The 14,655-nt window shown below is 51.7% G+C and carries 16 protein-coding genes; 10 read left to right on the forward strand and 6 right to left on the reverse strand.

Translation table 11 applies throughout. From position 1 onward, the window contains the following. The first annotated feature begins 25 nt into the window (after window positions 1-25). Window positions 26-1,162, forward strand: coding sequence for a tRNA 2-thiouridine(34) synthase MnmA (mnmA, locus tag ABJU74_RS15670; RefSeq protein WP_348385232.1), 1,137 nt, complete (start codon window positions 26-28; stop codon window positions 1,160-1,162). 4 nt (window positions 1,163-1,166) lie between these two features. Here mnmA and ABJU74_RS15675 read toward each other — a convergent pair whose 3' ends face one another. Beyond that, on the reverse strand, window positions 1,167-1,544 hold the full coding sequence (locus tag ABJU74_RS15675) for a hypothetical protein (RefSeq protein WP_348385231.1): 378 nt from the start codon (window positions 1,542-1,544) through the stop codon (window positions 1,167-1,169). Window positions 1,545-1,567: 23 nt separating this feature from the next. Here ABJU74_RS15675 and ABJU74_RS15680 point away from each other — a divergent pair, with 23 nt between their 5' ends. Then, window positions 1,568-2,716, forward strand: a complete 1,149-nt coding sequence (locus tag ABJU74_RS15680) for a serine hydrolase (protein ID WP_348385230.1) — start codon at window positions 1,568-1,570, stop codon at window positions 2,714-2,716. Between the two features lie 64 nt (window positions 2,717-2,780). On the opposite strand, the gene ABJU74_RS15685 is transcribed toward ABJU74_RS15680, so the two are convergent. From ABJU74_RS15685 to ABJU74_RS15695, 3 genes are all read right to left on the reverse strand, one after another. After that, the gene (locus tag ABJU74_RS15685; RefSeq protein ID WP_348385229.1) at window positions 2,781-3,587 is read right to left on the reverse strand and encodes a PhzF family phenazine biosynthesis protein; all 807 of its coding nucleotides are present in this window, start codon (window positions 3,585-3,587) and stop codon (window positions 2,781-2,783) included. After that, window positions 3,584-4,162, reverse strand: coding sequence for a pyridoxamine 5'-phosphate oxidase (gene pdxH / locus ABJU74_RS15690; RefSeq protein WP_348385228.1), 579 nt, complete (start codon window positions 4,160-4,162; stop codon window positions 3,584-3,586). The genes ABJU74_RS15685 and pdxH overlap by 4 nt, the downstream gene beginning before the upstream one ends. Before the next feature lie 161 nt (window positions 4,163-4,323). Continuing rightward, complete coding sequence (locus tag ABJU74_RS15695; RefSeq protein ID WP_348385227.1) at window positions 4,324-4,542, reverse strand: hypothetical protein; 219 nt, start codon at window positions 4,540-4,542, stop codon at window positions 4,324-4,326. Window positions 4,543-4,806: 264 nt separating this feature from the next. On the opposite strand from ABJU74_RS15695, the gene ABJU74_RS15700 reads away from it, so the two are divergent. The 8 genes from ABJU74_RS15700 to ABJU74_RS15735 all read left to right on the forward strand — a co-directional run bounded on the left by ABJU74_RS15700 (window position 4,807) and on the right by ABJU74_RS15735 (window position 12,827). After that, window positions 4,807-5,277 carry an ABA4-like family protein gene (locus ABJU74_RS15700; RefSeq protein WP_348385226.1) on the forward strand — a complete coding sequence of 157 codons (471 nt, stop codon included), beginning with the start codon at window positions 4,807-4,809 and terminating at the stop codon, window positions 5,275-5,277. Between the two features lie 69 nt (window positions 5,278-5,346). Beyond that, window positions 5,347-6,267: a DnaJ C-terminal domain-containing protein gene (locus tag ABJU74_RS15705; protein WP_348385225.1), complete on the forward strand. Its 921-nt coding sequence runs from the start codon at window positions 5,347-5,349 to the stop codon at window positions 6,265-6,267. 17 nt (window positions 6,268-6,284) lie between these two features. Then, window positions 6,285-7,232 carry a YihY/virulence factor BrkB family protein gene (locus ABJU74_RS15710; protein ID WP_348385224.1) on the forward strand — a complete coding sequence of 316 codons (948 nt, stop codon included), beginning with the start codon at window positions 6,285-6,287 and terminating at the stop codon, window positions 7,230-7,232. 76 nt (window positions 7,233-7,308) lie between these two features. Next, window positions 7,309-8,112: an enoyl-ACP reductase FabI gene (fabI, locus tag ABJU74_RS15715; protein WP_348385223.1), complete on the forward strand. Its 804-nt coding sequence runs from the start codon at window positions 7,309-7,311 to the stop codon at window positions 8,110-8,112. Further along, window positions 8,112-8,612: an N-acetyltransferase gene (locus ABJU74_RS15720; RefSeq protein ID WP_348385222.1), complete on the forward strand. Its 501-nt coding sequence runs from the start codon at window positions 8,112-8,114 to the stop codon at window positions 8,610-8,612. Before fabI ends, ABJU74_RS15720 begins: the two co-directional genes overlap by 1 nt. Before the next feature lie 28 nt (window positions 8,613-8,640). Then, entirely contained in the window at window positions 8,641-9,708 is a 1,068-nt protein-coding gene (gene aroC, locus ABJU74_RS15725; protein ID WP_348385221.1) for a chorismate synthase, read from the forward strand. 11 nt (window positions 9,709-9,719) lie between these two features. After that, on the forward strand, window positions 9,720-11,519 hold the full coding sequence (locus ABJU74_RS15730; protein WP_348385220.1) for an SLC13 family permease: 1,800 nt from the start codon (window positions 9,720-9,722) through the stop codon (window positions 11,517-11,519). 69 nt (window positions 11,520-11,588) lie between these two features. Next, complete coding sequence (locus ABJU74_RS15735) at window positions 11,589-12,827, forward strand: dicarboxylate/amino acid:cation symporter (RefSeq protein WP_348385219.1); 1,239 nt, start codon at window positions 11,589-11,591, stop codon at window positions 12,825-12,827. Here the strand turns inward: ABJU74_RS15735 and ABJU74_RS15740 are convergent. Together ABJU74_RS15740 and ABJU74_RS15745 are read right to left on the reverse strand one after the other, a co-directional pair. Continuing rightward, the gene (locus ABJU74_RS15740) at window positions 12,824-13,279 is read right to left on the reverse strand and encodes a L,D-transpeptidase family protein (RefSeq protein WP_348385218.1); all 456 of its coding nucleotides are present in this window, start codon (window positions 13,277-13,279) and stop codon (window positions 12,824-12,826) included. The two genes, ABJU74_RS15735 and ABJU74_RS15740, sit on opposite strands and share 4 nt — an antisense overlap. A gap of 76 nt (window positions 13,280-13,355) precedes the next feature. Further along, complete coding sequence (locus ABJU74_RS15745) at window positions 13,356-14,645, reverse strand: adenylosuccinate synthase (protein WP_348385217.1); 1,290 nt, start codon at window positions 14,643-14,645, stop codon at window positions 13,356-13,358. Between the last annotated feature and the right edge of the window lie 10 nt (window positions 14,646-14,655).

Raw genomic sequence — 14,655 nt, forward strand, 5'->3', positions numbered from 1 at the left:
ACGGTTCATCGTTAAGGGACAAGGAATGATGACAGATCGAATCAATAATCAATTTCAGCTCGGAGACGATTTGACCGGCAAACGTATTGTCGTGGCAATGTCCGGTGGAGTCGACTCCAGCGTGGTTGCCGCTCTGGCAGCACGGACGGGTGCAGAGACTATTGGCATAACCCTGCAACTTTACGATCATGGCGAAGCGGTCGGCAGAGCAGGTAGTTGTTGCGCGGGTCAAGATATCCGCGATGCCCGTCAGGTTGCCGAGAAACTGGGTATTGCACATTATGTGTTCGACCATGCCAGCCGTTTTCAAGAGTCGGTCATGGATGTTTTTGCCGATGAATATATGGCCGGCCGTACGCCTATCCCATGCGTGCAATGCAATATGGGCGTGAAATTTACAGATTTGTTGAACCTCTCGCGCGAACTGGGCGCGGATTGTCTCGCTACCGGTCACTATGTTCGCCGGGTCATCGGTGAACAGGGCTCAGAATTGCACCGCGCAATGGATCCGGCGCGTGATCAAAGCTATTTTCTATTCGCAACCACTCAAGATCAGCTGAACTATTTGCGGTTCCCTCTGGGTGACATGCCGAAAGACCAGGTGCGCGAGATTGCCAAAGATATGGGCTTATCGGTTGCCTTTAAGCCGGATAGTCAGGATATCTGCTTTGTGCCGGATGGTGACTACGCCAAGGTCGTGCGCAAATTACGCCCCGAAGCGGATGATGATGGCGAGATTGTTCATATTGATGGCACGGTTATGGGCCGCCACAAGGGTTTAATCCACTATACAGTTGGACAACGCAAAGGATTGGAAATTGGCGGTCAAGCCGAACCGCTTTATGTTATTCGCCTCGAACCCGAAACCAAACGAGTATTTGTCGGGCCAAAACAAGCCTTAGCGGTCGCATCCGCCACGCTGCGCGACATTAACTGGATTGGGGGAGATTTTGAGGGGCCGATGCAAGTGAAGGTCCGCTCGATGGCGAAACCCACCCATGCGAGGCTCGAAGGTGATACATTGCGCTTTCACAATCCGGAATTTGGTGTATCGCCAGGCCAAGCAGCCGTCTTCTATCATAAAGACCGGGTTCTTGGCGGCGGGTGGATTGATAAAACCGGCGCCGTGTCCCAACAATGGCTAGCCGCAGCCGCTGTTTAGGCTTTCATCGATCAGCTTCTGCTTCGGTTAGCATTACACATCCCCAACCTTCCCGAAATTCGGCTGTCGCAGAGGCTAGCAGAAGAGCCGATGCGGTCACACGTTTCTTATCGTCATTGAGAGACAGGCCGATGACTTCCATGCCGGGTTCAAAATCTTTTTCACAATCCTGCAGATCGCGACCGCCGATATAATGGCAAGAACAGGCCACGCGTGCGCCATAAGCAGTGCCGACGCCCAACTGGCCCTTTATAAAGGCGTAATTATAGGCAAAGACCGCCGCCAATATCAGAACAAAAAGCAGCAAGATCATCAAGCCGATGCGCCCTTTCTTGCTGGGTAGTTTTGACCCGGAGTGAGAATTGCTGTTTTCAGTTGCCATATGGGCATCTATTGGTGCAACCGATGACAATGCACAAGATTAAATTCATTCTGGTTCCATCCCTCATTCTCGCACTTGCCAATTGTAGCGACACGGATGCACCAGTCACTCCGCCTGCCAAGTCTGCTGAACAACTCGCCTATATATCGGATTCCAGCCCGATAGATAAAGCCCGCCTCGATCGGGTCATCTCGCCTTTGTTCGAAGACCCCGCCATGGCCGAAACCCGCGCCCTGCTGATCATGCATCGCGGTGAAATAGTCGCGGAGAAATATGGTGAAGGCTATGACGAAGACACTCGCTTCATCAGTTGGTCTATGGCGAAATCGATTACCGGTGCGCTGATTGGATTTCTCGTTGCAGATGGGCGGCTAGTCTTGGATGACCCTGCCCCCGTGCCAGCTTGGCAGCGACCGGGCGATCCGCGCGGCGATATTACATTGCGCCAGCTTATCCATATGTCATCGGGCTTAGACCACACGGAAGTGGCCGAAGAAAATGGCAAGACTATATATGAGGCGGATACGCAGCAAATGCTCTTCCTCGACGGCGCTAGCGATATGGCGGGCTATGCCGAAGCGCGGCCGATGGAAGCGGAACCTGGTGCCAAATTCGAATATAGCACCGCCACCAGCATAATATTGGCGGATATAATCACCCGGACATTGACCAAAAGCGAAGATCCGGAAACACGACGGAACACCGCTATGCGATTCATTCGCGGTCGATTGCTCGAGCCCCTCGGTATGGATAGCACCTATTTTGAATTTGACGCCAACGGTACGTTTCTGGGCGGCAGCATCATACAATCCACTGCTCGCGATTATGCCAAATTTGGTGAATTTTTGAGGAATAATGGCGCCCGCAAAGGAGCCCAGCATCTGCCTGTTAGTTGGGTAAAATTCATGCGCACCTCTTCCGCCAATGATCCGTCTTATGGCGGACATATCTGGCTCAACAAGAAGCGCCCAGAAGGTTTCAACCAAATTTTATTTCCCGATATGGCACCGGACACGGTATTCGCCGCCCTGGGACATTTGGGACAGCAAATTGTCGTATCACCGGAACAAAAGTTGACGGTGGTTCGTCTTGGCAAAACTCAAGATGATGTCAATCGGCCGATGAGCGATCAAATCGGAAAAATTGTCGCAGCCTTTCCCCTCGCGAAATAAGGAAGATTGGCAAAATTCGTCGCGGTGACGATTGCGGAATAGCTTCGCTGATCCTTCACGGCATTTAAAAGCGGAAAATACCTTCAACCACAGTTACGCATTTTCCGCCCAACCATGCTTTATCACCCGCGAGACGGCAGTTCACATATCCACCGCGAACGCTGGCTTGAAACGCAGTAAAACTGTCTCGTCCCAGCACGCCAGCCCAATAGGGAGTCAAGACGGCATGGGCAGAGCCTGTTACGCTATCTTCATCGACACCCGCTCCAGGGACAAATACGCGGCTAAGAACATCGGTATCTTTTCCAGGGGCCGTGCAAATAAATTGCTCGTTGCCCAAAGCTGACAGGCTTTTGAGATCAGGGGAAAGCGCCAAAACCTCATCCGCCGTTTCATAGCGAATTACATTATAACGCCCTTCATGAAATTGCGTATCTATGGGACTGCCGCCCAACAGATCGCAAATGTCAGTCAGCGACTTTGGAGCCGGCGCATAGGCAGGCAGTTCCAATGCATAACCATCACCATCTCGAGTCATTGTCAGAATTCCGGCATTGCGCGTGCGGAAGGTCACTTTTTCCAGATCGGGACCTTGCGTCATCAGAATATGGCCGCTCGCCAATGTCGCGTGGCCACATAGGGCAATTTCGACTGTGGGAGTAAACCAACGGAGCTCATAATCAGCCTCTCCGGTTTCATCGGGCAGATAAAAAGCAGTCTCAGCAAAGTTATTTTCTTCACCAATGGCTTGCAACACGGCATCGTCCAACCAATTTTCTAGAGGCATGACCGCGGCTTGATTGCCGGTAAAGGCTCGTTGTGCAAAAGCATCCACGTGAAAATAGGGGAGGGTTTGGTTATTTTGTGTCATGGATACAGCATTCCTTCCGTCCAATCATTGCCGTTTATTACAAATAGTCTCCGCTCATGCAGGCGATGTTCGCGGTCTTGCCAAAATTCAAATCGTTGGGGGGCCAAACAATAGCCTGACCAATGGGGCGGACGTGTAACCTCTCGGCCATCAAAGCGCGCACGGACGTCTTCAAACCGCGCTTCAAATGTCGCGCGGCTGTCCAACGGGCGAGATTGATCCGAGGCCCATGCTCCCAATTGCGAATCCCGACCTCGAGAGGCAAAATACGCATCTGCTGTGACATCTGAAACGGGAGACAAGCTGCCTTCAATGCGGATTTGTCGCCTGAGACTTTTCCAATGAAACAAGATGGCTGCTTTGGGATTGGATTCAATATCCTTCGCCTTGCGGCTTTGCTGGTTCGTATAAAATACGAACCCGTCCTGATCATGTCCTTTGAGCAGCACCATCCGCGCCGCCGGTTGCCCGCTTGCATCGACGGTTGCGATAGTCATCGCATTGCTGTCATTGCGTTCACTGTCGCGCGCTTCAGTAAACCAGCTTTCGAAAAGGACAAATGGATCGGATTTCATAACGCAGCTCTATCAGTCTGTTTGCAGCCAGGAAAGAGCGATTATCATGGGATAATTGGATGGAAGGAGCAAGCGCGATGACCGCGGCAAGCAGCTGTCTGTACCGTTACGGTCAACCAACGCCAAACAGCAATGTCCTATTCCGCCGGTTGAGAGAAAGACTAGAAGATAATGGTCCGCGCCGCGGTTGCGCAATTTTGGCTTTGGGTCTCCCGCATCGTGCCACCGGATTTATATTCCAGCTTCACTTCCGTACATTGCACATAGACAATATTGTCGCTTGTAGGGGATGCCGAATGCAATTTATTGCTTTCATTTTCCACGGCATTGGCGGAAAAGATCATGGCGAATGATAATGGCAATACTGCAGTAATAGGCATCAGATTCAATCTCCCTTGAGATATCAGCTACGGTTGTGTTGCGCTTTGATTAAGTAGGGCTCGAAAATTTATCACGGTTTGTTTGACCGCATCACTAGCGGCTGCGCTTTCACGGAGAAAGCCCGGTTTTAACCAATTTGGGGATACTTCCAATCGGTTCGGCAAAGGATCGGCGGAATGAAGAAGTTGGATGTCCCAAAGGCCCGCCAATGGCGCCGCGCGTCATTTCCTGCTAACCGGCGACTAACAGCCGGGGGAAAGAGCATGAATTGGGATTTAATTTTTACGATCTGCAACAATTGGGCCTTGATCATGTGGCTGGTCTTGGCCTTTGCACCCCGGCACTATTGGCCGAATGATATCGTCATCAAAATGGTATTTTACGGCGGCGTTGGACTATTGGCTTTGGCCTATGCCGCCATCATAATTCCGCTAATGACCGGGATGATCAGCGGCGGAGCGAGTGGCGGTGCTGATTTTACCTCCTTAGCTGGTGTGCAAGCGCTCTTGTCCAGCGATGGCGGCGCGACGGTTGGATGGATACATTATCTTGCGTTCGATCTTTTTGTCGGAATCTGGATCGCGCGCAATGCCGACAAACATGGATTTGCACGGTGGCTGCAGGTCCCGATCTTGTTTTTTACCTTGATGCTAGGGCCTTTAGGCTTAGTGCTTTATCTGTTGCTGCGGATGACACGACATAATAAAGTTGCGGAAGCCGTAGTACCTCAATAAAACACCATATTGAATTCGCGGGAAATGATTCCAATCTTATTAGAGATAAGGAATTGAAAAGGTAGAGTAATGGCAGATCCGTATCAGGCATTGGGCGTCGAAAAAGGCGCCAGCGAAAAGGAGATCAAGAGCGCCTATCGCAAGCTTGCCAAGGAACTGCATCCCGACCGCAACAAAGATAATCCCAAGGCAACCGAACGCTTTTCCGACGTCACAAAAGCTTATGATTTGTTACTCGACAAAGACAAGCGGGCGCAATTTGACCGAGGCGAGATTGATGCCGATGGCAATCCCGCTGGCTATGGCTTTGGTGGCGGCCAAGGCGGAGGATATTCGCGCAGAGCAGGCGGTCAGCAGTTTGATTTCGGCAGTGGCGGATCAGATTTTGGTGATATTTTTGACGGTCTTTTCGGCGGTGGTGGTCGCAGTTCCGGGCCGTTTGGTTCTCGTCAACCCAGCCCCCCGCCTCCCAAAGGCGCCAATATTTCTTATCGCTTGAAAGTTGAATTTATCGCCGCGGCGACGCTCGACAAGCAAAGAATCACGCTGGAAGACGGTAAAACCATTGATCTAAGCCTACCCAAAGGTGTCGAAGAAGGCACGCAGATGCGGCTCGCTGGAAAAGGCCGCCAAGGCCCCGGCGGCAATGGCGATGCTATTGTGACCATTTATATCAACGCCCACCCCTTTTATGAGCGCGACGGTGACAATGTGACGCTCGAACTGCCGATCACGCTGAAAGAAGCGGTTGAAGGGGCAAAGATAAAAGTCCCGACTGTCGACGGTCCGGTCATGCTATCCATTCCGGCTGGATCTGATTCCGGAAAGACCTTGCGGCTGAAAAATCGCGGTTTTCATAAAAAGTCGGGAGGACGCGGCGATCATCTGGTTACGCTTATGATTAGCGTTCCAGAGGATGATCCAAAGCTTGCCGAATTTGTGAAAAATTGGGAAAATGAAGAAAATCCCCGCGAGCATATGGGGGTATGAATTGATCCCTGCCACGCATGTCTGACTCCTCGCCTCTGTCCCCTGAAGCGCGGCATGAGGCGCCGACGCGTCCGGGACAAAAAAGCAGCCGAGCGGCCAATGCCTTATCCGACGGTCCTTTGCCCCGGCAGATTATCTCGGTTTTCCAGCGCACCGCCGTCGGCGTTTATACCGATGGTTTTACCTTTGCCGGAAATTTTGCCTATTTGGCCCTTTTGGCGGTCTTTTCCTTTTTTATAGTTGCCGCAGCCATTGCCGGCAGCATTGGCCAAACGGCAATTGGCACCGATTTTGTCGAAGCGTTTCTCAGCACGGTTCCTCCATCGGTTGCCAGTGCGCTCCATGATCCGATCAGTGATGCTATGGGCGCCCGCACTGGGCCATTATTGTGGTTCAGCGCTGGGGTTGGACTTTGGACGACTGCCAGTCTGATCGAAACCATTCGCGAAATATTGCACCGGGCCTATGGGGTCACAGCACAACGGGCTTTTTGGGAATATCGGCTCACCTCTATTGGGCTGATAATATTGTCGGTATTTTTTGCTATGCTCGCGCTAAGCGCACAATTTTTACTGGCTGGAATTAGTGAATTTCTGGGGGAATTCTTTCCCAAGCTGGAAGAAAGCACGGCCTGGTTCTCGCTATCCAGCGCCCTTCCCTTCCTGATTTTATTCATCACTCTCTATCTTCTTTTTCGCCTGCTGACACCCCGCCAATATCGGCCACGCGCTTATCCCAAATGGCCCGGCGCCGTATTCATCAGCGGTTGGTGGCTATTGATAACCGGGCTGCTGCCGCTATTTTTGAAATATGCTGCCAATTATCAACTCACTTATGGCAGTCTGGCCGGCGTGATGATCACATTGATATTTTTCTATCTCATTGGGCTGGGAATGGTGATTGGTTCCGAGTTAAACGCCGCTCTTGCCGACCGACCGCAGCATAAAGCGCCGGAAGTACAATAGCACAGCGATGATTTTCTGGAATATCTCGGTCACCGTCGCTATTGAGAGTCAAATTTTATGCTAAAAAGGACAGGCAATGAATGAACTGATGAAAGGCAAACGCGGCCTGATCATGGGTCTCGCAAATAATAAGTCACTCGCTTGGGGTATTGCGAAAAAATTGTCTGAAGCTGGCGCTGAACTGGCAATAAGCTATCAAGGCGAAGTAATGGCCAAGCGAGTCAAGCCGCTGGCCGAAGAATTGGGCTGTGACTTTCTGTTGGATTGCGATGTTTCCGATATGGATCAACTCGATCAAACATTCGCTCAATTGGCGGAGAAATGGCCGACCATTGATTTTGTGGTGCATGCCATTGGATTTACCAACAAAGAAGCCCTGCGCGGTCAATATTTCGATGTCACGCTTGAAGATTTTCTGATGACGATGAACATCAGCGTCTATAGTTTTACCGCCGTTGCAAAACGGGCGGCTGCGATGATGAGTCAGGGCGGTTCGATGCTCACCTTATCCTATTATGGTGCCGAAAAAGTCATCCCGCACTATAATGTGATGGGCGTTGCAAAGGCGGCTTTGGAAACATCAGTTAAATATCTCGCCAATGATGTTGGGCCGCAAGGCATCAGAGTGAACGCTATTTCCGCTGGGCCGATTAAAACTCTCGCGGCATCAGGAATTGGGGATTTCCGGTATATTCTAAAATGGAACGAATATAATGCACCGCTCCGGCGCAACGTTACCATTGATGACGTGGGTTCTTCTGCGCTTTATTTTCTTTCCGATCTGTCTTCCGGGGTCAGCGGCGAAACCCATCATGTTGACGCAGGCTATCATACCATCGGTATGAAACAGGAAGACGCGCCGGATATCGCTCTCGACTGATGGAATTTCGTGACGAGAAACCCGCCGATCAGGCCGCCATTTTTGCTGTAACCAAAGCGGCATTTGAAACGGACGCAGAGGCTCGGTTGATCGATATGTTGCGCGATGATGGGGATCTTTATTTCTCGCATATTGGCCAGAATGAAACCGGTATAGTCAGTCATATTGCCCTCAGTCCGATGGATGTTGTCGGCAATGGCAACCCGATAAAGGCGCTTGGTCTTGGGCCAGTTGCGGTTGAACCGGAACTGCAAGGCCACGGCATTGGGTCCCAGATGGTGAATTTTGCCATTCAATGGGCCACGGAAAATCATTGGCAGCTCATTATATTATTGGGCTCTCCGCAATATTATTCCCGCTTTGGTTTTTCCGCTAAAGATGCGGAACCTTTTGCATCGCCATTTGCCGGCCAGTATTTTCAAGCGCTCTGGCTTGACGCGAACGTTCAAAAGCCGCAGTCAGGGCGAGCAGAATATGCATCGGCCTTCGGCCGCCTGTAATAGAGGAACGGCCACGTGATGAGGGCATATGAGTTTTAACAGTTTTGGCCGCGTTTTTCGCTTTTCGACTTGGGGGGAAAGCCATGGTCCCGCGCTTGGCGCAATGGTCGATGGCTGTCCGCCAGGATTGGATCTTAGTGAAACCGATATCCAGCCCTTTTTGGATGCACGCCGACCGGGCCAATCCAAATTCACGACCCAACGCCAAGAACCGGATCAAGTAAAAATCCTTTCCGGTCTATTTGAAGGCAAAACCACGGGTACGCCCATTTCGCTGATGATCGAAAATGTCGACCAGCGTTCGAAAGATTATAGCGAAGTGGCCAAGGCTTATCGTCCCGGCCATGCCGACTATGCCTATGACGCCAAATATGGTTTTCGCGATTATCGCGGTGGCGGCCGTTCCAGCGCCCGCGAAACCGCTGCACGGGTCGCAGCTGGCGCGGTTGCGCGGCTGGTTATTCCCGAAATATCAATCCGAGCATGGGTGTCTGAAATTGGCGGTGATGCCATTGATATGGCCAATTTTAATCCCGAAGAAATAGACAAAAATCCCTTTTTCTGTCCTGATCCGGTGGCCGCTAAACGCTGGGAAGAGCTGGTCGATGCGGCGCGCAAAGCGGGCAGCAGTCTCGGCGCAATCATCGCCTGCGAAGCGACCGGCGTCCCCGCTGGTTGGGGCGCTCCTGTTTATGCGAAAATGGATAGCGAACTCGCTGCTGCCATGATGACAATTAACGCGACCAAAGGCGTTGAAATTGGTGATGGTTTTGCTGCTGCTCGTTTGCGCGGTGAAGAAAATGCCGATGCGATGCGTCCCGGCGCAGATGGTCCAGAATTTATGGCCAATCACAGCGGCGGCACCGCCGGCGGTATAACCACTGGCCAACCGCTTTTGTGCCGCGTAGCTTTTAAACCCACCAGCTCTATCTTGACTCCGGTCGATACGATTACGCGAGACGGTGACGCGACACAGATCGTGACCAAAGGCCGCCACGATCCGTGCGTCGGCATCAGAGGAGTGCCGGTTGTCGAAGCCATGATGGCTTTAGTATTGGCCGATCAGAAATTGCTGCATCGGGCCCAATGTGGATGAGATTAGTTTAGATGATTGATCTCGTTCTTCACGTCATTGACGACTATATTCAGGCGCATAAGGCGATTATCGGCCTTGTTATTTTGGGTTTTCTTTTTGCCGGCTTTATCATGGAGCGGTTTCCAGCGGCGGTTGTTGCGGTTTTAGGCGCCTGCATGTTCCTGTTTCTCGGCATTATTGATTCTGACGGACTTTTCTCGGTATTTTCAAACACAGCTCCGATAACAATTGCCGCGATGTTCATCTTATCGGGCGCCTTACTACGCACCGGAACCATTGATGCGATTGCAGGAATCATCATCGAGCGCGCGAAAAAACGACCGAAATTGGCCGTTGTCGAGATGTTCCTTGGCGCTTTTGTTGCTTCGGCCTTTATGAACAATACCCCGGTTGTATTGGTGCTGATTCCCATCATCATTCGCCTATCTGGCGCCACAGGTATCTCGTCCAAAAAGCTCCTCATTCCGCTTAGTTTTGTCTGTATATTGGGCGGCACCACCACATTGATCGGCACATCGACCAACTTGATTGTGGATTCCGTTGCCCGCGATACTGGCATGCCCGGTTTTGGAATATTTGATATTACACCTTATGGGCTAGTGGCTGCTGTCGCTGGAACCATCATGATGGTGTTGTTCAGCAGTTGGTTGCTGCCTTCCGGGCAAGTGGGCGGCGAATTTACCAGCAGCGATGAAAGTGATTTTCTTACCGAATTAACCGTGAGAACACGCTCTTCGGCCATTGGGAAAATATTGTCCGAAGTTCCGATAATCCGCCGCACCAGTGTAAAAGTATCCGCAGTAAAACGGCTGAGCAGTTATATTCGCCATGATCTGGAACATCATGAATTGCGCGCGGGTGATCGCATTGTCGTGCGGTTAGACCTAGCGGAATTAATTTCCTTGCGCTCTTCGGAAGACTTCAAAATCGGTATCGTACGGTCTGGCGATGTCGGTCCATTGGGTGAAGAACTTGTCGAAGCAACGGTTGCGCCGGGCCACCCGAGCATCGGCAACAGGCTCTTCGATATTCCCTTTCTCGGGCAGCTAAACGTCCGTATTCTGGGCATGACCCGCTATCGCAATTTGCCGCGATCCGATCTAACCAACGCGCGGATCCATGCTGCTGACCGCTTGCTAGTCACCGGGTCGAGCAAAGATATTCAGCGAATGTACGAAAATCCCAATTTATTCGGCGTCGGTGAAACGAAAATTCGGGCCTTCCGCCGCGACCGGGCTCCGATAGCCATTGGGGCTTTGGTGGCTGTGGTTGTCCTGGCGGCTCTCAATATTGTGCCCTTGGCGGTGGCAGCCATTCTCGCGGTGGGTGCAATTTTGCTGGCCCGCTGTATTGACGCGGAAGAAGCCTGGGGATCGATGGATGGCAATGTTCTGGTTCTGATATTCGGCATGTTAGCGGTCGGTTTGGGCTTGCAACAAGCCGGCAGCGTCGACCTTATCGTCAGTCAATTGACGCCCGTATTGCAATCCATGCCGCCATGGGCCTTGGTGTTTTCCATCTATATTTTGTCAGTGATCATGACCGAAATTGTTACCAATAATGCCGTTGCCATCATCATCACGCCAATTGTCATCGCCTTGGGACAGGATCTGGGCGTCGATCCCAGACCATTGGTTATTGCCGTAATGTTTGCGGCCTCGGCCAGTTTTGCGACGCCCATTGGCTATCAAACCAATACTTTGGTTTATGCTGCTGGTAATTATCGGTTCACCGACTTTTTCAAGGCGGGTATTCCACTCACCTTTGGTGTCGGACTGGCCACCTGTCTGGCAATCAGCTTTACAATGTGAAGCGCTAATGACTTGCTGTAATCCGCTTGCAACGATAGGTTGAAAATAATCAATAAAGGGGTTCGTTACATGCTGTCCTTCTGGTTCAAAATACCGCTTTGGCAGCGCGTAATCGCTGCGCTCATTTTGGGCGTACTGACCGGACTGCTATGGGGTCCCGATGCGGAATCGATCAAATGGATCGGCGACTTTTTCATCAAAGCCATCAAAATGCTCGTCGTTCCCTTGATCTTCTTCTCGTTGGTCGCAGGCGTTGCGGCTTTAGGCGATCTTCGAAAACTCGGCAGTGTCGGCGGGCGAGCGATGATTTTGTTCGTGATTACCGGTCAGATTGCAGCCTGGCTCGGCCTTGCACTCGGAACATTTTTCCAACCCGGGAAAGGCGTCGATACCAGCGCCATTCAGAAAGGGGAAACACCTGCGCCCAATGATACCACTGCGGTCGACATGATCCTGTCTATTGTCCCGGATAGTCCGGTCCAAGTCATGGCCGATGTCCGTGTTCTCCCGCTAATCGTCTTCGCGTTGCTGATCGGTATTGGAATTTTAATGGCCAAGGAAGACGGCAAACCACTGGCGAAAATATTCGATAGCGGTGCGATTGTTATGCAAAAAGTGACAATGATCGTCATGGAACTGACCCCTTTTGGCGTCTTCGCGCTTATGGCTTGGGTCGCTGGTACACTAGGACCCGATGCGCTTATCTCGCTCGCACAATTGGTTGGCCTCAATTATCTGGGCTGCTTGCTGATCATCGGCGTCATGTATTCATCGCTGATAAAATTTGTCGCCAAATTGCCGGTGATTGATTTTTTCCGCGGTATTATCGATGCAATTGCGGTTAGCTATTCCACCGCTTCTTCCAATGCAACACTCCCCGTGACCTTGCGCTGTGTTGAACGCAATCTGGGCGTCAGCAATTCTGTTGCAAGTTTCGTCGTGTCGCTGGGCGCAACGATAAACATGAACGGCACGGCAATGTATCTGGGCTTAGCAACCTTGTTCGGCGCGCAAATTTTCGGCGTTGATTTGAGCTTTGGCGATTATGTGCTCATCGCCATTACGTCGACATTGGGCGCTATTGGAGCGGCCGGTATTCCAGGAGCGGGCTTGATCATGATGGCACTGGTATTCGGCAGTGTGGGCGTCCCGTTGGAAACCATCGCCTTTGTCGCCGGAGTGGATCGGATTATGGATATGATGCGGACAACGACCAACGTATCCGGAGATGCCGCCATTGCCACAACCGTTGCGGTAATGACCAATGAAATTGACCGTGAAGAAATGATTTCAGCGGATGATGTCTAGGGCTGTATCGTGATGGATGTGCCGTCGGGCACAACCTCCCAGATTTGTTTTATTTCCGCATTGCTCAGGGCGATGCATCCATCAGTCCAATCCGAAGCAATCGGCGCGCCTTGATATCCATTGGGTTGCCCATGGATAAAAATATCCCCGCCGGGAGATTTGCCGCGGGCTTGCGCAAAAGCGCGATCCACAGCATTGGGATAGGAAATTCGCAAACTGAGATGAAAACGGCTCCCCGGATTGCGTCCATTGATGCGATAGGTCCCCTCCGGGGTTTTTTCATCACCTTCAAAGCGTTTATGGCCCAATGGTGCATTACCGAAGCGGATCTGATCATAGCGCGCAATTTCGGTATCGTCTTGATAAAGGATCAACGTGCGATCACTTTTATCGACAACGATATGATCCGCTTTAACGCCTGCAGGAATGTCGGGAAGCGGGGCAGATGCCACGATCGTTTCCGATCCTTGGACAGGCGCGTCTGATCCGCATCCCGCAATTGCCAAGAGCGGCGCAAGCAAGAGAAGCTTAGTCTGCAAAAGGATCCGTGACCAAAATCGTGTCTTCGCGCTCGGGTGAAGTGGACACCAACGCGACCGGACATTGGATCAATTCTTCCACCCGCTTGATATATTTAATGGCCTGCGCGGGCAATTCTGCCCAGCTACGGGCGCCAGCGGTGGACTCACTCCAACCGGGCATGGTTTCGAATATGGGCTTCACCGCTTCTTGATCTTGATGATGAGGTGGCAGATAGTCATAGGTCACGCCATTCAAATCATATCCGACGCAAATTTTTAGCTCTTCAAAGCCATCGAGAACGTCCAGTTTGGTCAATGCAATGCCAGCAACGCCAGATACAGCGAGTGCCTGACGTACCAATACCGCATCAAACCAACCACAGCGTCTTTGACGTCCGGTAACCGTGCCAAATTCATGACCGCGTTCCCCAAGACGTTGGCCGATATCATCGTTGAGTTCGGTCGGAAAGGGGCCGGATCCGACGCGTGTCGTATAGGCTTTGACTATACCCAAAACATAGCCAGTGCCCGAAGGCCCGACCCCGGAACCCGCCGCAGCTGTTCCGGAAATTGTATTGGAACTGGTGACAAATGGATAGGTGCCGTGATCAACGTCGAGCAACACGCCTTGTGCGCCTTCAAACAAGATCCGATCCCCGCGCTTGCGCGCCTCGTTGAGACGTTTCCAAACCGGTTGTGCATATTGCAGAACACTATCGGCAATTTCCCGCAAGTCTGCCAATAGCCGGTCGCGATCAATTGGGTCTTCTCCAAATCCTGCGCGCAACGCATCATGATGCGCGCATAATCTGTCCAATTGTGGCCCCAGATCGTCTAGATAAGCCAGATCGCAGACCCGGATAGACCGGCGCCCCACTTTATCTTCATAGGCAGGTCCAATTCCGCGCCGGGTCGTCCCGATTTTGCCTTTGCCGCTAGCATCTTCGCGCATCGCATCCAGATCGCGGTGAATAGGCAATATCAGCGGACAATTTTCTGCAATACCAAAATTATCGGCGTTGATTTCCACACCCTGATTGCTGAGCTTTTCAATTTCATCGCGCAAATGCCAAGGATCCAAGACCACGCCATTGCCAATGATCGACAAGGCACCGCGGACAATCCCGGAAGGCAAGAGAGAGAGCTTGTACACTTCTCCATCGACAACCAATGTATGGCCCGCATTATGACCGCCTTGAAAACGAACCACGACATCCGCGCGTTCAGACAACCAATCGACAATTTTGCCTTTGCCTTCATCACCCCATTGAGCACCGATCACGGTTACATTCGCCATATTCGCCCGT

The organism is Parasphingorhabdus sp., assembly GCF_039982415.1.
Classification (GTDB): domain Bacteria; phylum Pseudomonadota; class Alphaproteobacteria; order Sphingomonadales; family Sphingomonadaceae; genus Parasphingorhabdus.

Bases quoted from the DNA above. Each gene is read 5' to 3' on its own strand.
- mnmA (WP_348385232.1), top strand. From the start codon at position 26: ATGATGACAGATCGAATCAATAATCAATTTCAGCTCGGAGACGATTTG.
- ABJU74_RS15675 (WP_348385231.1), bottom strand. From the start codon at position 1,544: ATGGCAACTGAAAACAGCAATTCTCACTCCGGGTCAAAACTACCCAGC.
- ABJU74_RS15680 (WP_348385230.1), top strand. From the start codon at position 1,568: ATGACAATGCACAAGATTAAATTCATTCTGGTTCCATCCCTCATTCTC.
- ABJU74_RS15685 (WP_348385229.1), bottom strand. From the start codon at position 3,587: ATGACACAAAATAACCAAACCCTCCCCTATTTTCACGTGGATGCTTTT.
- pdxH (WP_348385228.1), bottom strand. From the start codon at position 4,162: ATGAAATCCGATCCATTTGTCCTTTTCGAAAGCTGGTTTACTGAAGCG.
- ABJU74_RS15695 (WP_348385227.1), bottom strand. From the start codon at position 4,542: ATGCCTATTACTGCAGTATTGCCATTATCATTCGCCATGATCTTTTCC.
- ABJU74_RS15700 (WP_348385226.1), top strand. From the start codon at position 4,807: ATGAATTGGGATTTAATTTTTACGATCTGCAACAATTGGGCCTTGATC.
- ABJU74_RS15705 (WP_348385225.1), top strand. From the start codon at position 5,347: ATGGCAGATCCGTATCAGGCATTGGGCGTCGAAAAAGGCGCCAGCGAA.
- ABJU74_RS15710 (WP_348385224.1), top strand. From the start codon at position 6,285: ATGTCTGACTCCTCGCCTCTGTCCCCTGAAGCGCGGCATGAGGCGCCG.
- fabI (WP_348385223.1), top strand. From the start codon at position 7,309: ATGAATGAACTGATGAAAGGCAAACGCGGCCTGATCATGGGTCTCGCA.
- ABJU74_RS15720 (WP_348385222.1), top strand. From the start codon at position 8,112: ATGGAATTTCGTGACGAGAAACCCGCCGATCAGGCCGCCATTTTTGCT.
- aroC (WP_348385221.1), top strand. From the start codon at position 8,641: ATGAGTTTTAACAGTTTTGGCCGCGTTTTTCGCTTTTCGACTTGGGGG.
- ABJU74_RS15730 (WP_348385220.1), top strand. From the start codon at position 9,720: ATGATTGATCTCGTTCTTCACGTCATTGACGACTATATTCAGGCGCAT.
- ABJU74_RS15735 (WP_348385219.1), top strand. From the start codon at position 11,589: ATGCTGTCCTTCTGGTTCAAAATACCGCTTTGGCAGCGCGTAATCGCT.
- ABJU74_RS15745 (WP_348385217.1), bottom strand. From the start codon at position 14,645: ATGGCGAATGTAACCGTGATCGGTGCTCAATGGGGTGATGAAGGCAAA.